Annotated in this window: 15 protein-coding genes; 2 read left to right on the forward strand and 13 right to left on the reverse strand. The window is 65.7% G+C overall.

What is annotated here, in order from left to right:
• Positions 1-10: 10 nt before the first annotated feature.
• The 12 genes from fadD32 to glf all read right to left on the reverse strand — a co-directional run bounded on the left by fadD32 (position 11) and on the right by glf (position 16076).
• Positions 11-1906 carry a long-chain-fatty-acid--AMP ligase FadD32 gene (gene fadD32, locus NOF53_RS15210; RefSeq protein WP_255969965.1) on the reverse strand — a complete coding sequence of 632 codons (1896 nt, stop codon included), beginning with the start codon at positions 1904-1906 and terminating at the stop codon, positions 11-13.
• A 187-nt stretch (positions 1907-2093) separates the two neighbouring features.
• Entirely contained in the window at positions 2094-3083 is a 990-nt protein-coding gene (locus NOF53_RS15215) for an LLM class F420-dependent oxidoreductase (RefSeq protein WP_255969968.1), read from the reverse strand.
• Between the two features lie 193 nt (positions 3084-3276).
• Complete coding sequence (locus tag NOF53_RS15220) at positions 3277-4257, reverse strand: cutinase family protein (RefSeq protein ID WP_255969971.1); 981 nt, start codon at positions 4255-4257, stop codon at positions 3277-3279.
• 6 nt (positions 4258-4263) lie between these two features.
• Entirely contained in the window at positions 4264-4827 is a 564-nt protein-coding gene (locus NOF53_RS15225) for a DUF732 domain-containing protein (protein WP_255969974.1), read from the reverse strand.
• Positions 4828-4937: 110 nt separating this feature from the next.
• Positions 4938-6827, reverse strand: a complete 1890-nt coding sequence (locus NOF53_RS15230) for an alpha/beta hydrolase-fold protein (protein WP_255969977.1) — start codon at positions 6825-6827, stop codon at positions 4938-4940.
• 143 nt (positions 6828-6970) lie between these two features.
• The gene (locus NOF53_RS15235; RefSeq protein WP_255969980.1) at positions 6971-7966 is read right to left on the reverse strand and encodes an alpha/beta hydrolase; all 996 of its coding nucleotides are present in this window, start codon (positions 7964-7966) and stop codon (positions 6971-6973) included.
• 283 nt (positions 7967-8249) lie between these two features.
• Positions 8250-9260 carry an alpha/beta hydrolase gene (locus NOF53_RS15240; protein ID WP_255969983.1) on the reverse strand — a complete coding sequence of 337 codons (1011 nt, stop codon included), beginning with the start codon at positions 9258-9260 and terminating at the stop codon, positions 8250-8252.
• Between the two features lie 336 nt (positions 9261-9596).
• The gene (locus NOF53_RS15245; protein ID WP_308213824.1) at positions 9597-11513 is read right to left on the reverse strand and encodes an arabinofuranosyltransferase AftB family protein; all 1917 of its coding nucleotides are present in this window, start codon (positions 11511-11513) and stop codon (positions 9597-9599) included.
• A 1-nt stretch (position 11514) separates the two neighbouring features.
• Positions 11515-12420 (reverse strand): decaprenyl-phosphate phosphoribosyltransferase, encoded by a 906-nt coding sequence (locus NOF53_RS15250; RefSeq protein ID WP_255969986.1) that lies wholly within the window; start codon positions 12418-12420, stop codon positions 11515-11517.
• Complete coding sequence (locus NOF53_RS15255; RefSeq protein ID WP_255969989.1) at positions 12417-12935, reverse strand: phosphatase PAP2 family protein; 519 nt, start codon at positions 12933-12935, stop codon at positions 12417-12419. The genes NOF53_RS15250 and NOF53_RS15255 overlap by 4 nt, the downstream gene beginning before the upstream one ends.
• The gene (locus tag NOF53_RS15260; RefSeq protein WP_255969991.1) at positions 12916-14832 is read right to left on the reverse strand and encodes a glycosyltransferase; all 1917 of its coding nucleotides are present in this window, start codon (positions 14830-14832) and stop codon (positions 12916-12918) included. Before NOF53_RS15260 ends, NOF53_RS15255 begins: the two co-directional genes overlap by 20 nt.
• Positions 14829-16076, reverse strand: a complete 1248-nt coding sequence (glf, locus tag NOF53_RS15265) for a UDP-galactopyranose mutase (RefSeq protein WP_374212614.1) — start codon at positions 16074-16076, stop codon at positions 14829-14831. The genes NOF53_RS15260 and glf overlap by 4 nt, the downstream gene beginning before the upstream one ends.
• Before the next feature lie 147 nt (positions 16077-16223).
• On the opposite strand from glf, the gene NOF53_RS15270 reads away from it, so the two are divergent.
• Complete coding sequence (locus NOF53_RS15270; protein WP_255969995.1) at positions 16224-17333, forward strand: glycosyltransferase; 1110 nt, start codon at positions 16224-16226, stop codon at positions 17331-17333.
• Here the strand turns inward: NOF53_RS15270 and NOF53_RS15275 are convergent.
• Positions 17330-18892 carry a SpoIID/LytB domain-containing protein gene (locus tag NOF53_RS15275; protein WP_255969997.1) on the reverse strand — a complete coding sequence of 521 codons (1563 nt, stop codon included), beginning with the start codon at positions 18890-18892 and terminating at the stop codon, positions 17330-17332. The two genes, NOF53_RS15270 and NOF53_RS15275, sit on opposite strands and share 4 nt — an antisense overlap.
• Before the next feature lie 237 nt (positions 18893-19129).
• Between NOF53_RS15275 and NOF53_RS15280 the strand changes: the two genes are divergently transcribed.
• Positions 19130-21265 carry an N-acetylmuramoyl-L-alanine amidase gene (locus tag NOF53_RS15280; RefSeq protein ID WP_255970000.1) on the forward strand — a complete coding sequence of 712 codons (2136 nt, stop codon included), beginning with the start codon at positions 19130-19132 and terminating at the stop codon, positions 21263-21265.
• Positions 21266-21278: the final 13 nt, after the last annotated feature.

Here is a 21278-nt window from a genome sequence, read left to right on the forward strand (position 1 = left end):
AGAAAGTGGACTAGTCGGAAACGCTATCGGGGAAGGCCGTCTGCGTGTATCCGCCACGCAGGGTCCCTTCGATGTAGCTCGCCTTGCACGCACGGCGGGCGATCTTGCCGCTCGAGGTGCGCGGAATGGACCCCGCGGGGACCAGCAGAATGTCGCGTGCGGTCACGCCGTGCCTGCTCGAGATGGCTGCCCGCACCGTGTCGGAGATGGGCTGCGGATCGGCCTTTCCTGCGCCGGGGGCGCGCTCGGCAACGATGACGAGCTGCTCCGAGGAATCGTCGGGATCGAATGACAGGCCCGACTGTGTGTTCTCGAACACGACCGACGGCAACTGGTTTGCCGGGACGGCGAACGCGGCCACGAATCCGGGCCGCAGGGCGGTGCTCGCCTCCTGAGCGGAGAACTCGAGATCCTGCGGGTAGTGGTTGCGGCCGTCGACGATCACGAGGTCCTTGACGCGACCCGTGATGAACAGCTCACCGTCGATGTAGACACCGAAGTCCCCGGTACGCATCCAGTGCGCGTCCTCGGGTGTGCCCTCGGCGTGGCTGCCCGCGGCGAGCCGGTTCGTGAGCTTGTTGTGGAACGTTTCTGCGGTCTCGTCGGTGCGACCCCAGTAACCGATGCCGATGTTCTCACCGTGCAGCCAGATCTCACCGACCCGGTCGTCAGGCTGCTCGATGCCCGTCTCCGGATCGACGATGGCAGCCCACTGGCTCCGCGCGACGTACCCGCAGGACACCTGCGGGATCGCGTTCTCGGCATCTTGATCCACCTTGACGACGCGTCCCGCGTTGAGCTCGTTGCGGTCGACGTAGATGACCCGCGCCTCGTCCGAATGCCGGGTCGACGACACGAACAGGGTGGCCTCGGCCATTCCGTACGACGGCTTGATCGCCGTCTTGGGCAGACCGTAGGGCGCGAACGCCTCGTTGAATTTGCGCATCGACGAGGTGGTGACCGGCTCGCTGCCGTTGATGAGGCCGATCACATTGCTCAGGTCGAGGCTTTCGCCGTTCTTCGGCAAACCGCGGGCCGCCGCATGCTCGAAAGCGAAGTTCGGGGCAGCGGCGAAGGTACCCGCGCCGTCCGAAATCGCGGCGAGCTCCTTGATCCAGCGGTACGGGCGCTGCACGAACGCCCGGGGACTCATGATGGTGATGTACTTGCCGCCCAGCGCAGGCAGGATGACCGTCAGCAGGCCCATGTCATGGAACAGGGGCAGCCACGTGACGCCGCGCGAGTTCTCGTTGAGCTCGATGGAGTCGACCATCTGCAGCGCGTTGGTTCCCACGGCGCGGTGGGTGATCTCGACACCGGCGGGGACACGGGTGGAGCCGGACGTGTACTGCAGGTAAGCGATGTCGTCGAGGTCGATCTCGGGGCGAACCCAGGTGTCGCCGACGCTGTCGGGAATGGCGTCGACTGCGATGATGCGAGGGCGTTCGGCTGCGGGGAGTGACCGGAAGAACTGGCGAACACCCGCGGCGGAGGAGGTGGCCGTGAGGATCGCGGAGGGCTTGCAGTCACCGAGGACGGCATGGAGGCGGTCGGTGTGACCGGGCTCGTCGGGATCGAACAGCGGCACCGCGATGGTGCCGGCGTGGATGGCGGCGAAGAACGAGATGACGTAATCGAGACCCTGCGGCGCAAGCACGGCGACACGGTCGCCCGGCTTGGTGACCTGCTGGAGGCGGGCAGCGACAGCGCGCAGGCGGTGACCGAACTGTTCCCAGGTCAGCTCGTGCGCTTCGCCGTCACGTTCCCGCGAATAATCGATGTAGCGGTACGCCAACTCGTCCGAGTTCTCTCGCGTGTGACGCTGGACATAGTCGACCAACGTACTGTCCGAGTCGAGCCGGATATGGCCCTTCTCGTCGATAAAATCATCGAACTTCGCGTTCATTCCATCTCCTCCGAAGCGATCACACAGGCATGCCACCGGCATGCCTGCGCCCCAGACTTCCTTCGCCGAATCGGATCTTTTACAACTCGTGGGGAATCACGTGAAACGCCACTCACCCGAATAAGTGCATCGATTCCAAACCATCGATATGTTACAGATTGGCATCGCCGCCCTCGCTACGCTGCGTCTACTCGCCCTTCAGTTGCGAGATGATCGGTGCGAACGCATCCATCTGTGTGGGGAACACACCGACGTAGGACATTGTCGTCTTTTCGCGCACCATCCGGATCTGATCGGCAATCTCGTCGAAGCTGCCGATCGCCAGATAGGGCGAGTTGAGGATGTCCTCGACCGAGAGCTTGGCGTCCACCTCGATGTTGGGCGGGAAGCCCTGGTCGAGTGCGGCGAGCGCCATCTCGGCGGTCTGCTCACGGTCATCGGTGATGACGATGGTGGTGATCGTCCAGTTCAGTTCGATGTCGTCGAACCGCTCACCTGCCGCTTCACGAATCCGCTCGACGCGCTCCATCGTCTTCTCGAGCGTGACACCCGACAACAGGAGTTTGCCTTCCTTGCTGGTGGGGGTGGCGACGGAGATGATGTCCGCGTACTTGGCGGCCAGCGCCAGCATCTTGGGGCCGCCCCCGCCGACGGCGATCGGCGGGCGCGGGCCCTGGCGAGGCCGCGGGCTGCCGGTCAGGCCCTTGATCTGGTAGTACTTGCCGTCGAAATTGCATTCCTGGCCGCGCAGCAGCGTGTCGAGGATCTGCAGCGACTCCTCGAGTTTGGCGATGCGCACGCCGGGTCGCTCATAGTCGATGCCACCCTTGTCGAACTCTTCCTTCATCCACCCCGCGCCGATACCGAGCTCGAGACGTCCGCCCGACAGCACGTCGATGGTGGCCGCATCCTTCGCGAGGATTGCCGGGTGCCGGAAGCCGTTGGCGAGCACCGCGGTGCCCAACCGGATCTTGTCGGTGGCAATCGCCAGAGCACCGAGCGCGGCGATCGGTCCCACCTGGTTGCCCAGGTGATCGGGGATCATGAAGCTGTCGAACCCGAGTTCCTCGGCCTTCTGGGCCAGTTTGACGAACCGGCGCGCGCCGCCCTCGTCTGCATTGCCCTCGCCGCCGGCCGCGAATCGGAACTTACGGGGCGGGCTGGCCTCGGAACTCATGTATCGCTTCTCCTGTGGTGAAACGCCCGCGCAACAGGACGTGAACATCGGTGGGATGGGCACGGGTGGTGCCGCAACAGTGCAGCACTCTACCGGTGCCGAGAAACGCACACTACCGGCGAGTACGAGGCGTACGTCTCTGTTTGGGACGATTCACGGATCAGGGACCTCGGCAAACCCACCCGCCACAAGATCAACTGTGCGCCGGCGTCGGGGCCGCGGCGATCTTCTCCGCCGCCCAGCGCGCCATCCATTGCGTCGCCGTGGTGCCGTTCTCGTCCACGACGTACGAGTTGTACAACGCGTGAACGGGGTTGTTGTTGTATTCGAGCAGGCGCATCGCGCTGCCGATCCAGTTGCCCGGCGCCATGGCCCGGGCGGGTGCGTCGCAGATGCCGTCCGAGGGCGCGCAGATCTCGACCGTACGGTCGGCCAGGTCACCGAATCCCCCGGGGCGCGGACCGGTCATCGTGATGCCGGGAATCTGCAGACCGGCGAGCGAGAGTTCGGCCCCGACGCCGACGACCGGCGCGCCGATATTCGTGGCGGCCGCCGGGTCCCGCCGACCGTCCGCGATGAGGCCGACACCCAGAACAAGGTCTGCCGGGACAGGTCCGTCGCCGGCGCCGATGCTCGACGCGACGTCACCCGCGATCACCGCACCCTGCGAGAAACCGGTGAGCAGGAAGCTCGAGAGCGGGCACTCGGCGTGGCGACGGACGAGGATGTCGTTGGTGGCCGCCATCCCCGCGGCGCGACTGTTGTTGTACGACTGCTGCCCGTCCGGCGGGAACGCGATCGGGTTGGAGAACTGGGCCACGTACGGAACCGTGTAGACGTCGGCCCGCGACGGCGGAAACTGTTGCTGCAGCGGCCGAGACACGTTGAGCATCAAGGACGCCGGATTGGCGGACGGGCTGTACGGGTCGTCGACGGCACTGGACTCCCACGTTCCCGGGACCACCACGACCTGAACGTCCGGGCAGTTGGCGGATTGCGAATCGGGACGGTCGGGACCGGGCGGGCTCGGGATGGGTTCGGGTAGCCGCCCCGCAAGGAGATACCAGAGTGCGATCAATGCCAGCAAAAGCACCAGCAGGAATGCCGCAAGTACCACCAGCTTGCGCAGGAGGCTGCTCTTCTTCTTCCGCGTTTCGCGCCCGGTCCACGTCATCGGCGTCTACTTGCAGTAGGTGGCGTGCGCGACGTCGACGTAGGTCTGCGCGTCGGCGCTCGCCTGCTCCTGGCTGAGTTCCTTGCCCGCCGCGGCCGCCTCGGAGCCCACCATTGCCGTTACGAACACCATCGTGTCGGAATCGCTCTTACCTTCGGCCTTGGACTGGCAGATGAAGTCCGCGGTGCTCACGGCCATGGTGCCGTCGGCGGCCGGTTCGATGCCCTTGTCCTTCAGTGCGGCGAGGAACCTCTGACCGTCGGCGCTCACCGGGACCTCGCTGGGTCCGGGGAAGTCTTCGGGAACCTCTTCGGGCTGTTCGGGCGGTGCGGTCGCCGCCTGACCCGGGCTCGTCACCGGTGCCGACGAGGTGGCACTGCCGCTGGTAGCAGGGGCCGAACTCTCGGTGGCACTGGACGTCGGCGCTGCCGTTGTGGTGGCGGACGGAGTGGACGTTGCCGTGGAATCGTCACTGCCGCACCCGACGAGCAATCCGCTTGCTGCAACTGCAATCGCGCCGGTCGCCAATGCTCTTGCGAAGGTGGTGCTGATACGTGAATGCTGCGGCATCTATTTCCGTCCTTGTTTTTCCAAGTCGTTGTCTCTCGACAGGGTACAGACGCAGATCGGGCGGGAACCCGGTCCGCTGGACCGGTCCCGCCCGCTGCTCGTCACGAAAATCAGTGAACTTCAGCCTTGCCGTCGATCAGTGTGATGTAGCCGGTCTGGAAGTTCTGCTGCACACCGCCCGGGATGGCGAATTTGTCACTGATGGGGAAGCCGATCCGGCCTGCTTCGTAGCCGACGCTCTTCCACGCGTCGAAGATCGGACCGTTCTCGATCGCCCAGGCGCCCGACAACGGGCTCCAGTAGATGTTGCCACCCTCGAACTCGTTGAACCTGCCGCCGTCCTTGACCGCGATCTCGCTCGTCTTCGGGAAGCCGAGCCATCCGCCTTCATAGCCGAGTTCGGCGTACTTGCCCATGATCATCCCCTGCACGCGGTGCGTGCCGTGGACGGGGCTGTAGTACATGGCGCCGATCTCGAAGCCCTGCACAACCCCGTCCTTGCCGGGTGTGGGCACTTCGTCGGCCACTGGGTAGCCGAGCGGTCCGCTCTCCCAGCCCTGGCGTGCCCACTCCTCGCGGATGGCCCCGCGGATGGCATGCGCGCCGGTTTGGGGTGTCCAGTAGATGGACCCGTGCTCGAAGTGATTGAAGCGACCGCGACCGTCCGGCGTTCCCAGCTCAGGGGTGGTCGGATAGCCGAGCGGCCCCGCCGGACCACCCGTCGCCTGATAGGCGCCGCCGATGACCCCGGCAACCGGCTGCGTGCCCGTGTCGGACTTGGCGAAGATCCGGCCAAAGCGGAAGTCCTGCACCGTGCCGCCCGCGAGGCTGTACTCGGGTGTGAGGCAGTCACCGATCCACGGGTTCGCTGCCGCGACCCCGGCAATGGAGCCACCGGTGCCGCACACCGGCTTGTCTGCTTCGATGCCCACGGCGGCGGCGAGCTGCGGCCACAGCTGGTGCAGCTCGAACTGCCAGTACGGCCACGAGTGCGTCCCGGACGGGCGGTAGTTGACCTGCGCGGGAATGCCGAGCTTGTTGAGCTTGGTGGCGAACGTCTGCGAAGTGAGGCGCGAGAGGATTTCCAGACCCATGCCCGCGTAGTTGGTACTCACACCCGGGATTCCCGACGGCTGGTCGTACGGGCCGGTGGTTCCGCTGCCGCTGGAGATGTAGAGGCTGACGCCCTTGAGCTTGTCGGCCAGAAGGTAGGGGTCGTGCTCTTCCCACGCCGAACTGGTGGGTGGGCCCCACATGGCGTTCGCGTCGAATCCGCCGGCATCGCTCATGGCGTAGGCGACGGCCTGCGGCATCCCGAGCGCCGTGGTGGTCAGCATGCCCGACAGCGAGGCCGCGAAATCGAAGAATCCCTGGTTGCGAGCGGCGAGGAACATGGCCGACGTCCCGCCCATCGACAACCCGACCACACCGCGTGTCTGTGTGGTGCGCCAATCGCTCTCGAGAATCGGCGGCAACTCCTTGGTGAGGAACGTCTCCCACTGGTAGTTCTGACCGTTGTCCTGGGCCACCCAGTCGGAGTAGAAGCTGGATTGACCGCCCACAGGAAGGACGACGTTGATGTTCTTGTCCGCGAAGAACGACTCGGCGTCGGTTTCGAGTGTCCAGCCGTTCTCGTTGTCCTGCGCGCGCAGACCGTCCAGCATCCAGACCGACGGGAACTTCTCGGTCGGCTTGGAATTCCAATCGCGAGCGAGCAGCAACTGGACCTGGATCGGCACCCCCATCGACGGGGAGTTGATCCACAGTGCGACCCGGCGATCGGAAAGCCAGTCGACGTGATGAATCGTCGCGCCGCTCGGCGCCTGCGTAGCCACCGGAGCCGAATGCACGGCAACCGGTGCAGCGGACGCGGTGGCGGTCGAGGTGAACCCGACCGCCACCGGCACCACGAGCACAGCCGCAAGCGAGGCGAGGACCCTTCTTCGGACCACTCCGGCCGACATACGCTGACGTTCTGCCCTGAGCAGGCCTACTCGCATGACGTTCACTCTCTCTCTGCGCGTCGAGGCCACAACACGGAACACTGCCTCACGTTCCGGTTCTTTCTACACGCAAACAACTGACGAGTGGGGGTGCCGCGCTGTTACTACTGGTGCAATTGTTACTTTCGAGCTACTTCCGGCTACCCGATGGTGTTGCTGAGATCCGGTGCCAGGTCGTGAATCTGCTGCTGCCAGTAGCGCCAGCTGTGGATGCCGCGGGGCGGGAAGCTGTAGGTGACGTTCTTCGCGCCGATGGTCGCCATCCGCACCTGGAAGGCACGAGTGTTGGCCAGCGACAGCGCCTCGAGGCTCGCACCGGTGGTGGCGTTGAACACGTCCATGAACCCGGTGGGTGCGGCACCGCCGGGGGCGGGGATGCCGTTCGCGGCGGAAACCCAGACGCGGGTGCCGTTGTCGCGGAGCTTGTTGGCGAAGACGAACGGGTCGTTACGCAGCCACGCCGGGTTCCACGGCGGGCCCCACATCGCGTCGACGTTGAAACGACCGGCGTCGAGCATCGCGACCCGGATGGCTTCACGCATGCCGGGAGCCGAGATGTTCAGGTACCCGGACAGTGAGCCGGCGTAGTTGAACTGGTCCGGGTGGTACGCGGCGAGCGTCAGAGCGGCACTGCCACCCATCGACAGGCCGATGACACCGTTGCGGGTGGACTGGAAACCGAGGCGGTCCGCGAGCGCGTTGCGGAGCTCGTCTGTGAGGAAGGTCTCCCACTTGTAGGTGACCTTCTGACCATTGAAGGTCGAGTTCGACAACCAGTCGGAGTAGAAGCTGGACTGGCCACCGACCGGCTGGACGACGTTGATGTTCTGCGCGGCGAGGAACGGCCCGGCGTCGGTGTTGATCTCCCAGCCGCTGAGGTCGTCCTGGGCGCGGAGGCCGTCGAGTAGGTACACCACGCGGCTGGTGTTGCCGTCAGCGGCACGCCAGATGCGGCTCTTCACCGGGCCCATGCTGGAGTCGACCCAGAAATCCTGGGCTGCAGGGTCGAAGGCTGCGGATGCGGTCGCGCCGCCGCCCACCATGGTCACGCCCAGCGGCAGTGCTACTGCCAGAGCAATCGCGGCGGCGGTGCGTCTGGCCCACCCGCTCGTTCTCGTCGAACCCCCAACTCGCATGAAGTCGTCTTCCCTCCGGTTGATCCCTCGCGCGCCGCGGACGCGGCAACCACTCGAACTCTCGTGAAAATCTCACGTACAGACGCCACCCGCGCAGCAATCGCTGCGCGGGTGGCGTCTCGACGGGATCACCTTACTGACAAAACGTGTCACTGTGCACTCCCGGGTACGAAAATTCCGACCGTTCCCCCGGTTCGCCCACACCCCGCCGGACTCGGACCCAGCCGACGAGTGCCGTCCCACCCGAAGGTGGGACGGCACTCGAATCGAGCTCAGGAATAGATCACCAGGCGCCGAGCGTGTCCAGGATCTGTCCGCGGGCCTTCCACAGCTCCGAGCCCCAGTACGGCCACGAGTGCGTGCCGTTGGCGGGGAAGCTGAAATGGGCGGGAACACCGAGGGTGGCCAGGCGAACCTGGAATGCGCGGGTGTTGGCCAGCGCGAGCGCCTCGAGTCCCATGCCGTTTGCGGTGTTGTAGTAGTCGATCGGCGCGCGTGGGTGGTCGAACTCACCCGGCAGACCGCTGGCGGCGGAGATGTACATCGACAGGCCCTGCAGACGCGGTGCGAACACGAACGGGTCGTTACGCAGCCACGCCGGGTTCCACGGCGGGCCCCACATCGCGTCGACGTTGAAACGACCGGCGTCGAGCATCGCGACCCGGATCGCTTCACGCATACCGGGAGCGGAGATGTTCAGGTACCCGGACAGTGAACCGGCGAACTTGAACTGGTCGCGGTGGTACGCAGCGAGCGTCAGAGCGGCACTGCCACCCATCGACAGGCCGAGAACGGCATTGTTGGTGCGTGAGACGCCGTAGTTCGCGAGGAAGTTGGGAAGCTCCTGAGTCAGGAACGTCTCCCACTTGTACGTAACCGGCTGCCCGTTGAAGTTGCTGGGTGCGTACCAGTCGGAGTAGAAGCTCGACTCGCCGCCCACCGGCATGACCAGCGTGACGTTGTCATTGCGGTACTGGTCCAGCGCGTTGGTCTCGAAGGTCCACGCGTTGCGGTCGTTGCGGGCGCGCAGGCCGTCGAGCAGGTAGAGCGCAGCGCTACCGCCGCGAGCCGCCCACTGCACCTGGACCTTGATGTTTCCCATCGAAGAAGGAACCCACAGCTCCTGGTATCCACCCGACGGTGCGGTGTGGACCGGGGCGGTGTGAGTGGGTGCTGCCACGGCGACGGCTCCACCAGCGACTCCTGCGGCCACAGGCAGTACCAGTGCGGCGGCACCTACTGCCATCGCACGCTGCTTGAGGCGCTGAGACAACCTCGTTCTGGCAAAACGCATGGATACTGCTCTCTCTCTTCGTCTGCGGACTCCGCCTAGGGGCGGTTCCGGCGGATTCCGTCGGGGAACAGGCGCCCTGCCAGCCCGGATCGATGCCGGGTCGGCAGCGGACCTCTTCCAAGTCACACTGCGCTCGGTGGACTGTATGTCACACAAAGTTCCCTGACAAACGCTCGCGGAGCATTTCCCGGGGCACTTCCTCGACCACCGTCACCGATGACTCATCATCGACGTACATCGTGACCGAAGGCCCCGGCGTTACACAAACGAGATGTGACGTTCTGGCATCGAGATCTGTACGCCAGGGCCCAGAGACCTCCGCCTGTCCGATTCGGCCTATTCGGCCGGTTCCGGGAAAGGCGGCTCGAGATTGCATCGCTGAATTTCGTATGCCGGTACCCGATCGAAACGGTAACTCGCGAAATCCAGTGCATCCTTGAAATTCTGCTTGAATCGCGGCCACGTCAATTCGGACCGATACGACGTCAACAGTTCCTGCGTCTCGGGGCACGTCAGCGCCACGCGCGCTTCGGTCACCCATTCCTCGTCGAGGAATCCCGGCATCCACGGGTGCTTGTCGATCATTCCCGTGTCCACGACCACCCAATCGGGATAGAGGTTCTTGTCGTGTCCGATGCGGCCGTCGTCCAGGCGTTCGGTGTGGGCGGCGAGCGGGTAGGCGAGGCCCATCTGGTCGAGGACCCGCACATCGAGCCCGACGTTCATGCTCGTCATGCCGAGGTTCAGGAAATAGACCGTGTGCCCTGCACCGCCGTCCGGGATCGGAAGCGGCGGAGGAACGACGAACCAGTACGTGTAGTCGGACGACGGGATCAGCAGGCCACCGTCCGGGGTGTCCGCAATGGTCTCCGCCATGGCGCGCATACGCGGATAGTCCAGATAATCGTCAGCGCGAATAGGATGGGCGTGGCCGGTATTGAGCACGTAGAACGCGCGCTCGTCGACAATTCCGGATCGCCCCACAACCGCACCTTCCGGCATTCCGGTGGTATTGGAGGCAAAGAATGCCCACACCACCGTGCCCACCCAGAGAAATGCCATCGCAAAGAACAGTGATGTCTTCCGATTTCTCCCCCACGACGCCCTCTCGGGAATTCGCACCGGAATAACGGCGACTGGGACGATGAAACAGAACAGAACAGGCAGAAGTACGCGCCCGTGCATGAAGTCGCCACCGACGCGCAGCGAATAGAGACCGAGAATGAATCCACTGCCGAGGATGAACGCGACCACCGCATTCTGCGTCCGGAGCCGCGCGCGCAGATGCTCCACACGGTTCCCCGAGGTGTGACGAACACCATCGCCGAGAGACTTGCTGCGACCCCGCCAGGCGAGCACAGCACCGGCGAGAAGGAACAACAACGGCAGCCACAGCAGATACGGGCCGACCAGATTCCACAGATACGCGAAGCCCTGCGACCACTTGGCCCCACCTGCGTCCTTCGACACCGCGGTATTCGGGTACGGGAGCGCGTAGTAGCCCATCCGCCAGATCTGGTATCCGACCGGCACGATGCCGGCCACGAACACCATGGCCGTGCGCGCCACCCAGGTGAGTCCTGGTGCGAAGAAGATCATGGCCAGCGACAGGGCGCCGAGAATAGCCAGTTCGGGGCGCACCAGTGGGCCCATTCCCGCGATGAACGCGAGGATCAGCACAGACCCGGTGGACGGGGCAGCAGCCTGACTCCACCGGATCAGCAGCAGCCACAGCAACGCGATCCAGAAGATGACCAGGCAACTTTCGAGCCCGGACGTGGCGAAGTCGCGCGCAGGGGGAACTGCGATGTAGACCAGCACGCCGGCAGGCAGCAGGAACAGCGTCCCGCCCGACCCGAACGATCCACCGCGGTAGAGTCGCGCGGTGCCGAGCATGGCGAGCACGATGGCCGCCGTGGACAGGATCAAGGCGATCGTGAGAACAACGTACTCGAGCCGGCTCTGGGTGAGCCAGCCGAAGGCGTAGACGATGTAGGTCCAGGCGGTGCTGGTGTTCGCCTCGACCCGTTCACCCGCGTTGAAGACGGGACCGTTGCCTGCGAGCAGGTTGCGCACCGTGCGCAGCACGATCAAACCGTCGTCGGCGATCCACCGACGTTCCCAAGCTCCCCAGAACATCAGGAGAGCCGAGACGGCCACACCCCCGAGGAAGACCACCCTCGAGAGGATGGCCTTCCGGTGGCGTTCGGTCTGCTCCGCGGCGGCATCCGAGTATTCGGTGCCTCCTACCACGTCAGACGAGGTAGACAGCGACACCCACCACTCCGATCCAGGCGATGGCGAGGAGTTGGAGCACACGGTCGCCCAGCGCGATCTCCTCGGGCTCTCCTGCCTCGCCGCCGTCGACGTCGACGGCGTATCGGAGGATCGCGATAGTGAACGGAACCATGGAGATGGCGTACCAGTTGGTGCTCTTCAGGTCGTCCTGCTGGAATGCCCAGAGTCCGTAGCAGAGCACGACGGCGGTGGCACTGAGTGTCCAGACGAAGCGCAGGTAGGTAGTGGTGTAGTTCTCGAGCGACTTGCGGATCTTTGCCCCGGTGTTCTCGGCGAGCTGCAGTTCCGCATACCGCTTACCGGCGGCCATGAACAACGAGCCGAACGCCATCACCAGCAGGAACCACTGCGACAGTGCGATCTCGGCGGCCACACCGCCGGCGATGGCACGCAGCAGGAACCCGGACGAGACGATGCAGATGTCCAGGACGGCTTGATGTTTGAGTCCGAAGCAGTATGCCAGCTGAATACCGATGTACACGGCCATCACGACGGCGAGCTGCCAGTTGGCCAGGAACGCCAGCGCGATGGCGCCGCCCAGCAGGACGACCGCCATGGCGAACGCCAGGTTGACGGGCAGCACCCCGGCCGCGATGGGACGGAATCGCTTGGTGGGGTGTGCACGGTCGGCTTCGACATCCATCGCGTCGTTGACGAGGTAGATGCCGGATGCCGCCATGCAGAACACCACGAATGCGAGCGCGACCGGCAGCAGGACATCAGGCTCGGTGGCCGTTCCCGCCGCGATGGGAGCAGCCAGCACCAGGACGTTCTTCACCCACTGGCGCGGACGAACCGCCCGGACGATGCCTGCGGCCAGGGATGTCGGGGGTCCGGTGACGACTGCCGGTTCCTCGCTCATTTTTCTCCAAACTTCTGCTCGGCCTTGAGTACCGCGGCCGCAGACGCGGCCCCCAGGGCAGATCCGGCGAGCACATCGGTCGGGTAATGCACTCCCAGAACTAGCCGGGAGAGCAGCATCGGCGGTACCAACAACGCAGGCAAGGGTAGCCCGGTGAGTCGGCCGAGCAGCACAGCAGCCGCGGTGGTCGACGTGGCGTGCGAGGACGGGAAGCTCAGTTTGCTCGGCGTCGACACGTTGACCTGGATGGACGGGTCTATCGGCCGGGGACGGCGGACGACCCGCTTGATCGCGATCGACGCCGCGTGGGCGCCCACCGCACCGACGGCAACTCCCGCCCACTGACGCCTGCGTGGCTTGTCGAGGGCGGCGCCGATCCCGGCGACAGCCACCCAGCCGAAGGCGTGCTCACCGAAGTGTGACATCGCTCGCGCGGTGGCCACCACCCCCGGCTTGCCCGCGATCGTCGACTGGACGGATTGCAGGATCTTCACCTCACGAGATGCCGAAGACACGTTCCCACCTCTCCTTACTGGTCAGGGCAGGAACAGCGTCCTGGTACTCACGTTTGAGGTCAGGGAACCGCTGAGCCAGTTCACGGCGCAGCCGTAGACCTTCCTTCAGCAGCGCGAGGGCCTGCTTGGGGTTGCGCTTGCGGTAGACGACACCCCTGCCGTCGGCGGTGGTGACGGTGACGCCGTCCACCTGCGACAGCAGGAACCAGCGCGCGTCCAGCGTCGGCACGTTGAGCTGCGGTCGCTCGTGGTGCTCTTGGTGCGCGGGCTTGACGTTGTGGACCAGACCCTTGCCGAGGCGCACGATCTTGGCCAGCGGATTGCCCGGCAGACCGACGGCGCCGACCTCGGCCCCGGAGGGCAGCGGCAGGCTCGTCGAGGACGGCAGGACAACGGCGTCCGGGAATTCCTTGCGCATCGCATGGACGTTGCCCAGCGCGGTGGGCAGCAGCTCGAAGATGTGCTCAGGGCCTTGGAGGAAGTCGGCGATGGCCTGGTTCTGGATCGCGACGGTCGAGTACTCGAGGCACAACAAGTGCTTGATTGTGGCCTTCACGCTGTTGACCACGAGGCCGCGGACGCTGCCCGGCATGTGCAGGGCGGCGACGACGAGTCGGTTCCGTAGGTGGAAGTACGCCTGCCAGTCGATGGCGTCGTCCTTGTCGCTCCACGCCATGTGCCAGATGGCGGCACCGGGCATGGTGATGGTGGGGTAACCGGCCGCGCGGGCCCGCAGCCCGTACTCGGCGTCGTCCCACTTGATGAAGAGCGGGAGCGGTTGGCCGAGTTCCTCGGCGGCCTGGCGGGGGATCATGCACATCCACCAGCCGTTGAAGTCGACGTCGATGCGGCGGTGCAGCTTCTTCGAGTTCTCCCGGTCGCTGAGCGGGTACTTGGAAAAGTCGTGGTCGTACTCGACGTTGGGTGCGGCAGTCCACATGAAGATGCTGCGGTCGACCACTTCACCCATCGTGTGCAGGTGGCTGCGCTCCTGCAGGTTGAGCATCTGGCCGCCGACCAGCATGGGGGTCTTCGCGAACCGGGACATCGCGAGCGCACGCAGGATCGAGTCGGGCTCGATCTCGATGTCGTCGTCCATGAAGAGGATGTGCTGGCAATCGGTGGTCTTCAGGGCCTCGTACATGATGCGGCTGTAACCACCCGAGCCACCCAGATTTGCCTGGTCGTGAATGACGAGACGATCGCCCAGCGCTGCTGCGGCGTCTTCGTAACCGGCCTCGTCCACGACCTTGCGAGTGCCCTGGTCCGGGACGATGACGGCCTTGACCACTTCGAGCACCAGCGCATCGGACGCGAGCGCCTCCAGTGCCTTCACACAGTCGGTGGGCCGGTTGAACGTGGGGATGCCCACCGCCACGGTGGCCTCGCCCGGCGCGTCGATCGGCGCGAACCAGCCGGCGCTCTCGAGCACGACCTCGGTGTCGGAGGTGATGTCGAACCAGATCCAGCCGCCGTCCTCGAAGGGAGCGAGCTCGATCTCGAACTCCATTGCGGCGTCGCCGTCGAGGAACTCACGTCCCTCGACGTGGATGCGGGACGAATCGGCCTTCGAGCGGTACACGTCGATACGGCCGTGGCCGGACAGGTCCAGCCGCAGCACCACCGACTTCAGGATGGTCCAGCGGCGCCAATAGCTCGCCGGGAAGGCGTTGAAGTAGGTGCAGAACGACGCTTCGGACTCCGCACCGACCGACAGCGAAGTACGCGACAGCGGGTGGGCGCGACGACTGTTGGTCTTCGCCTCCTCCACATAGAGCGTGCGCACGTCGAGGGGCTCCCCCGGCCGGGGCACGAGAATGCGCTGCAGCAACGACTTCCCCAGCAACGACGGGTCCTCGGTCGCCTTCTCGGCCTCGAGTAGGTGGCGGGCGCTCATTCGGAGTCCCCGACGAGGTCCGCACCGGATTCGAGGTGGGGTCGAAGGGAGTTGTCGAACATCGACAACGCACTGGCGATCGCCATGTGCATGTCCAGGTACTGGTAGGTGCCGAGGCGACCACCGAACAGGACCTTCTTTTCCGCCATCTCCGCCTTGGCCCGGTCCCGGTACGCGGCGAGCTTGTCGCGGTCCTCGCGGGTGTTGATGGGGTAGTACGGCTCGTCCTTGCTCTCCGCGAAGCGGGAGTACTCCCGCATGATGACCGTCTTGTCCTTCGGGTAGTCCCGCTCCGGGTGGAAGTGGCGGAACTCGTGGATCCGGGTGAAGGGCACGTCGGCGTCGTTGTAGTTCATCACCGGTGTTCCCTGGAAGTCGCCGGTCTCGAGGACCTCGGTCTCGAAGTCGAGCGTCCGCCAGCCCAGCTCACCCTCCGAGTAGTCGAAGTACCGGTCGAGGGGACCTGTGTAGACGACGGGAGCGTCCGGGTTGGCGGCGCGCAGTTCGTCGCGGACGTCGAAGTAGTCCGTTTCCAGCCGGACCTCGATCTTCGGGTCCTTCGCCATGTTCTCGAGCCACGCCGTGTAACCGTCGACGGGCAGTCCCTCGTAGGTGTCGTTGAAGTAGCGGTTGTCGAACGTGTAGCGCACGGGCAGTCGCGTGATGTTGCCCGCGGGCAGATCCTTGGGGTCCGTCTGCCACTGCTTGGCGGTGTAGTCACGGACGAAGGCCTCGTACAGCGGGCGTCCGATCAGCGAGATCGCCTTTTCTTCCAAGTTGGAGGCGTCCGCCGAGTCGATCTCGCTGGACTGCTCGGCGATCAGCTTCCGCGCCTCTTCCGGCGTGAAGTAACGGCCGAAGAACTGCGACACCAGGCCGAGGCCCATCGGGAACTGGTACGCCTGCCCCTTGTGCAGTGCGAACACCCGGTGCTGGTAGCTGGTGAATTCGGTGAACTGGGTGACGTAGTCCCACACGCGCTTGTTCGAGGTGTGGAAGAGGTGCGCTCCATACTTGTGGATCTCGATGCCGGTCTCGGGCTCGGCCTCCGAGTAGGCGTTTCCGCCCAGGTGGTGGCGGCGGTCGAGCACCAGCACTCGCTTGCCCAGCTGCGTTGCTGCGCGCTCGGCGATGGTCAGTCCGAAGAATCCGGAGCCGACGACGATGAGGTCGTATCCGGCCGCGCTGTCGCGCTCCGTCTCAGCCTTCGCGGGGGCAGTGGTCTCTGGGTTTGCAGCGGTCACGGTGAACCAGGGTAAGCGACTCCGTCGCCTGTGCGCGGCCAAGGGGTGCAGGGACACCCTCGCCATGCACGCGGAGTTCTCCCGGTATTCACCCCTTCTGCGGACCTCGTTGTTCCCACCGTCGCGCCGATCCAGCTCAATGATCGGGTGCGCATCGTCCAGCTGGCCAACTTCTACGGACCGCGGTCGGGCGGACTACGCACCGCCCTGCACAACTGGGGGCGCGGCTACTCCGAGCGCGGGCACGAAGTGATCCTCGTCGTCCCAGGTCAGCGGGACAGTGAGGAGGTTCTGCCGGGCGGGGTCCTACGGGTTACCCGAGCGGCACCGGTGATCCCGGCGACCGGCGGCTACCGCGTCGTCAATCCGCGGCGCGTGGCAGACGTGGTGCGAGGACTGCGACCCGACGTCCTCGAGGTGTCCGATCGCCTGACATTGCGTGGTTTCGGCGGCTGGGCCCGCGACCGCGGCATTCGCAGTGTCGTCGTGTCACACGAGCGCCTCGACCGACTTCTCGGCCAGTTCGCGCCGCGCCGTCTCGCCACCGGGTGGGCCGATGTCGCGAACCGCCGCATGGCACGGAACTACGACGCCGTCGTCTGCACGACGGATTTCGCGAGCGAGGAGTTCGTCCGGATCGAAGCCTCCAACCTGCACCGGGTCCCGCTGGGGGTGGATCTGGCGCTGTTCCATCCCGGCAAACACGATCAGGGCATGCGCGACTCCTACGCCGGGCCGGCGCAACGATTTCTCCTGCACTGCGGCCGCCTGTCCGTGGAGAAGCAGGTGGAGCGGAGCATCGACGTGGTCCGATTACTGCAGCGCGAGGGGCACGACACCCGCCTCGTCATCGCCGGTGACGGACCCCGGCGCGAGGCGCTGAAGTCCCGAGCCCGGGGGCTCCCCGTCCACTTCACCGGGTTCATCAGCGACAAGACGCAGCTCGCCTCCCTCTTCGCGTCGGCCGATGTGTCGCTGGCTCCCGGTCCACACGAGACGTTCTGCCTGTCGGCGCTGGAGTCGCTGGCTGCGGGTACCCCGGTAGTTGCGTCACAGTCTTCGGCGCTGGCCGAGATCATCACACCCGGGTGCGGCGCTCTGGCGAGCAACCGCGGCCCCGCCTTCGCGGAGGCGGTCAGTAGTGTCCTCGAGATTCCCGCGAACACCCGGCGGGCGTCCGCCAGACGGCGGGCCGAGGACTTCGGCTGGGCCGAGTCCGTCGACGGAATGCTTGCGGTGCTCGAGGGCCGCCGCTAACTGCCGCCGGTCGGAATCCAGTCCCGTAGCACGCTCGCGTCGATCACCTGTGCACCGAGCTTCTCCGTCCAGATGATGGTCCCCTTCTGGTACATCCGGAACTTGCCCGCCTCGGACGGCAGCATCATTTCCGGACCCACTGGTGCACCCAGCGTGCTGTTCACTCCACCCAGTTCCTTGTACTTCTGGGCGATCGGCGATCCCGGGGTGGTGCCGACGGTGTCGTCGTCGGCGAGGCTGGGGTCGGGTTCACCCGGTACCGGCGGCGCTCCCGGTACACCGACACCCTCGCCCACCGTGAACCAGTCGGACTTCAGCTTCAGCTTGGCCCGCGCCTGCGCCCCGGTCGCCTCGGCGGTACCGGAAGAACCAACCACCTTCACGCCGGTGACCCGGCCCCCGTCGACGCCGAAGTTGTTGCGGGTCACCACCTCGAAGGTGTGGAGTTCACCCACGCCGAACGCGGTCGCGATGTCGCCGGCCGTCAGCGTCACCGTCCAGTCGTGGTGCGGCGACACGGCATCACCCTGGTCCTCAACCGCCGGGAACTCGCCCCCGGCCGTGAAACCGCCTGTCGACGAAGAGAACTCGGCGGCAACGGCCTTGTCGTCCTTGACGAGAATCATGCCCTGGGTGGAACGGACGGCGTCCGTGGTGCGGGGATCCTCCGCCGCGGAGCCGCCGTACACCTGACAACTCTGGGTGTCGCAGGTCCGGGCAAAGGCCTCACGGTTCTCCGTGGCAGCGTACGAGCGTGCGGCAATCGCCTGCGCCCGAAGTGCTTCGGCACCACCAGTGTCGGCCCAGTCTGCCTTTGCCTCGACAGGCACGACCCCGAGCAGGTAGTCGTCCACGCCGAGGACGTTGACGGTGCGCACAGCAGCGCCGTCCAGCGCGACACCGAGCGCGCCCCGATACGGCGTGTCACCCGCGCAGAAGGTGAGGTGCTCGTTCGACGGACGGTCGGACCCGAGATCGACAGGGTCTACCCACGGATGGTCCGTGGCGGCCTGCCACAGGACCTCACCCGCACAGCCTCGGGTAACGACGACGTTGGCGCCGCCCCCCGCTGTCGGTGTGAGGTGCACGGCCTCGCCCGGTCCGACGGGCTTGCCTGCAACCACGGCGCCGGCGGCGGAATACACGTCGAGAGTCTGATCGTCGCGACCCTGCAGCCGCACACTGATCTGGGCATCCGCGAGTGCGCCGAGGGTAGTTCCGCCGTAGTAGTGGGCGAGGATGCGCTCGGCTGCCCACCCCTGCTCCTTCGCGTACCCGTAGGCGCCCCACTGGCCCATCCCTCGGCCGTGCCCGTTGCCGTGCCCGGACAGGGTGAACGGCGTGTCGGAGGCGACCGACTCCCGGATCTCCGGCCCGGCCGAGCCGAGATGGACTGCCAGGCCCGCAGCGCCGATCACGAGAAGGGGGGCAATAGCGAGCGCCGACACGCGCGCCACCGACGACGTCCATCCGCGCCGGACAGGAGGTCCCGCGATGTACCGCCTTTTACGGGTCCAGGCAGTTCTCCCTGCGCGGATCCCGAATTCGGTCTTGGACATCTGTGCACTCCTCATCGCTGAAACAACGAGCTCCGAAGCGCGGTGAGTGCCTTGCTCCGGCGGGTCCGAAGAATTCGGGATAAAGTCTCAATGTAAGGTTGAGCGTTATGGACCTGTGTGACTAGTGTGGCAAGAGTGATTCGAGTTGGCAACATCAGTCACACAGGTCACATCGGCATCACAAGTTGCAGATGAGCGAGGCCTGCTCGCAGGAAACTACAACTGAGGAGAGTCCCCTTGCCGCACCGCCGACCGAAGCCCTCGATCGTCCTCGGGGCTGTCGCCGCTCTGGCTGTCGCAAGTCCCGTTGCGGTCTACGGCATCAGCAGCGCCCCCTCCGACGTCCGCTCCACCAACGAGACCTCTGCCTCCGCGGTGTCCACGGAGATCGCCCAGGTAGTGCTCTCCCAGATTCCCGACATCGTGATTCCGCTGAAGGAACTGACCGGGCTGAACCTGCCCGACGTCAATATCGGCGATCTCCGCAACGTGAAAATCCCGCCGTACATCCAGATCCCGAGCAATCTCCCACTGCCTGCCGGTATCCAGATCCCCAACCTGCAGATCCCGCTGAAGCTGCCAGCTCCCGGTGACGTCTCCGACCCTGCGATCCTGCCGCCTGCCGACCAGCAGCCGGGGGCGATCGTCAAGGAGATCACGCGGGACACCCCGTTCAGCATGGTGGCGCTCACTTCCGAAACCGTGGCGTCCGCGGAGTCCAAGGTCCGAGCCCTGCAAGCCGACGGAACGTGGGGCGACTGGTTCTCCCCCGACATGATCGACACGCGGCGCACTGACAAGACGGCGTCGAACGGCACGGTGGCCACCGAACCTGTGTACGTCGGGTTGACGAAGGCGATCCAGATCCTGACGCCCACCACGGGGCTTGCACACGCTGCGGAGCCGGTACCTGCTCCGGCTCAACCTGCAACTCCTGCCGCACCTTCCCAGCCTGCGCCTCCGGCCGCACCGGCACCCGAAGTCGCTGCGCCGCTTGGGTATGCGCCTGCGTCCATCAACACGCCGTTGCGTCAGCAGCCGGCCCAGACCGGTGCCGACGACGTCACCGCCGTGCTGATCGAGCCGGGAAGCGGACCGGGTGACGGAGCCCTGAGCGACATCGCGACCCCGATCGGCGGCTCCGGACCCAAGGTGATCACCCGCGCGCAGTGGGGCGCCGACGAGTCGATTCGTTGCGACGAACCGACGTACGACGACTTCATCGGTGGCGCCACGGTGCACCACACGGCCGGTACCAACGACTACTCCAAGGCAGAGTCGGCCGAGATCGTCCGTGCGATCTACGCGTACCACGCACAGACGCTGGGCTGGTGCGACGTCGGCTACAACGTGCTGGTCGACAAGTACGGGCAGATCTTCGAAGGTCGTGCCGGCGGCCTGGACCGTCCGGTTCAGGGCGCGCACGCAGGCGGGTTCAACGAGAACACCACCGGTATCGCGATGATGGGCGACTTCTCGTCCGAGGATCCTCCGCAGGCGACGATCGACTCCGTCGGCAAGTTCCTCGGATGGAAGCTCGCCAAGGCGGGGCTCGATCCGCTCGGCAAGACCACGATGTATTCCGAAGGCACCGAGTTCACTCCCTACGCACAAGGTGAGGCCGTCGATCTGCCCGTGATCTTTGCGCACCGCGACGTGGGCAATACGTCCTGCCCCGGTGATGCCGGTTACTCACACATGGACGAGATCCGTCGGATCGCGGCTGCGAACACGGGCGGCGGCGACAGTGCATCGCTCGCGTCGGGACCGCCCGCAGGCGAGGCGCCGGCTGCGTCCGCGCCGGGAACAGATGCGAGCGCGAGCCTCGGCTCGGGCATTCCGGCTCTGGTCAACGAAATCCTCCGACTGACCGACCCCTCCCCCGTCGCACAGAAGTGGGTTGCCGAAGGCGGTGACACCGGCCCCCTCGGCCAAGCCGTCACGGGTCTGCTGCAGGCGAAGGCCGGGAACCAGGGCGCGCAGTTCACCAACGGAGCCATCTACACCTCACCGAACGGTGGTGTGTGGTCGGTTCTCGGGCAGATCTTCAAGACCTGGCAGAATCTGGGCGCCGACAACGGTGAGCTGGGACTGCCGACGTCGGACGAATACCCGATCCCCGGTGGTCTGCGAACCGATTTCGAGAACGGCTCGCTCATCTTCAACGAGCTCACCGGCATCGTCACGAAGGTGTTGAAGACGTACAACGACGCCTACGCGGAGGCGTACCGCAACGGCGCCCCCGTCGACGCCGCCGCGCCCGCCGCACCGCCCGCGGATCCGGCACAGCTACCGCCTGCTCCTGCTCCGGCACCCGTCGAGCCGGCACCTGCACCGGCCGCTCCCGCTCCGGCGCCTGCACCGGCCGGCTGACGGACTGCGTCAC

Origin of the sequence: Rhodococcus tibetensis (assembly GCF_024438035.1) — a bacterium.
GTDB lineage: Bacteria > Actinomycetota > Actinomycetes > Mycobacteriales > Mycobacteriaceae > Rhodococcus_F > Rhodococcus_F tibetensis.

Coding starts and splice junctions, on each gene's coding strand:
- NOF53_RS15220 (WP_255969971.1), bottom strand. CDS start 4,257: ATGACGTGGACCGGGCGCGAAACGCGGAAGAAGAAGAGCAGCCTCCTG.
- NOF53_RS15240 (WP_255969983.1), bottom strand. CDS start 9,260: ATGCGTTTTGCCAGAACGAGGTTGTCTCAGCGCCTCAAGCAGCGTGCG.
- NOF53_RS15235 (WP_255969980.1), bottom strand. CDS start 7,966: ATGCGAGTTGGGGGTTCGACGAGAACGAGCGGGTGGGCCAGACGCACC.
- NOF53_RS15250 (WP_255969986.1), bottom strand. CDS start 12,420: ATGAGCGAGGAACCGGCAGTCGTCACCGGACCCCCGACATCCCTGGCC.
- NOF53_RS15215 (WP_255969968.1), bottom strand. CDS start 3,083: ATGAGTTCCGAGGCCAGCCCGCCCCGTAAGTTCCGATTCGCGGCCGGC.
- fadD32 (WP_255969965.1), bottom strand. CDS start 1,906: ATGAACGCGAAGTTCGATGATTTTATCGACGAGAAGGGCCATATCCGG.
- NOF53_RS15230 (WP_255969977.1), bottom strand. CDS start 6,827: ATGCGAGTAGGCCTGCTCAGGGCAGAACGTCAGCGTATGTCGGCCGGA.
- NOF53_RS15260 (WP_255969991.1), bottom strand. CDS start 14,832: ATGAGCGCCCGCCACCTACTCGAGGCCGAGAAGGCGACCGAGGACCCG.
- NOF53_RS15275 (WP_255969997.1), bottom strand. CDS start 18,892: ATGTCCAAGACCGAATTCGGGATCCGCGCAGGGAGAACTGCCTGGACC.
- NOF53_RS15225 (WP_255969974.1), bottom strand. CDS start 4,827: ATGCCGCAGCATTCACGTATCAGCACCACCTTCGCAAGAGCATTGGCG.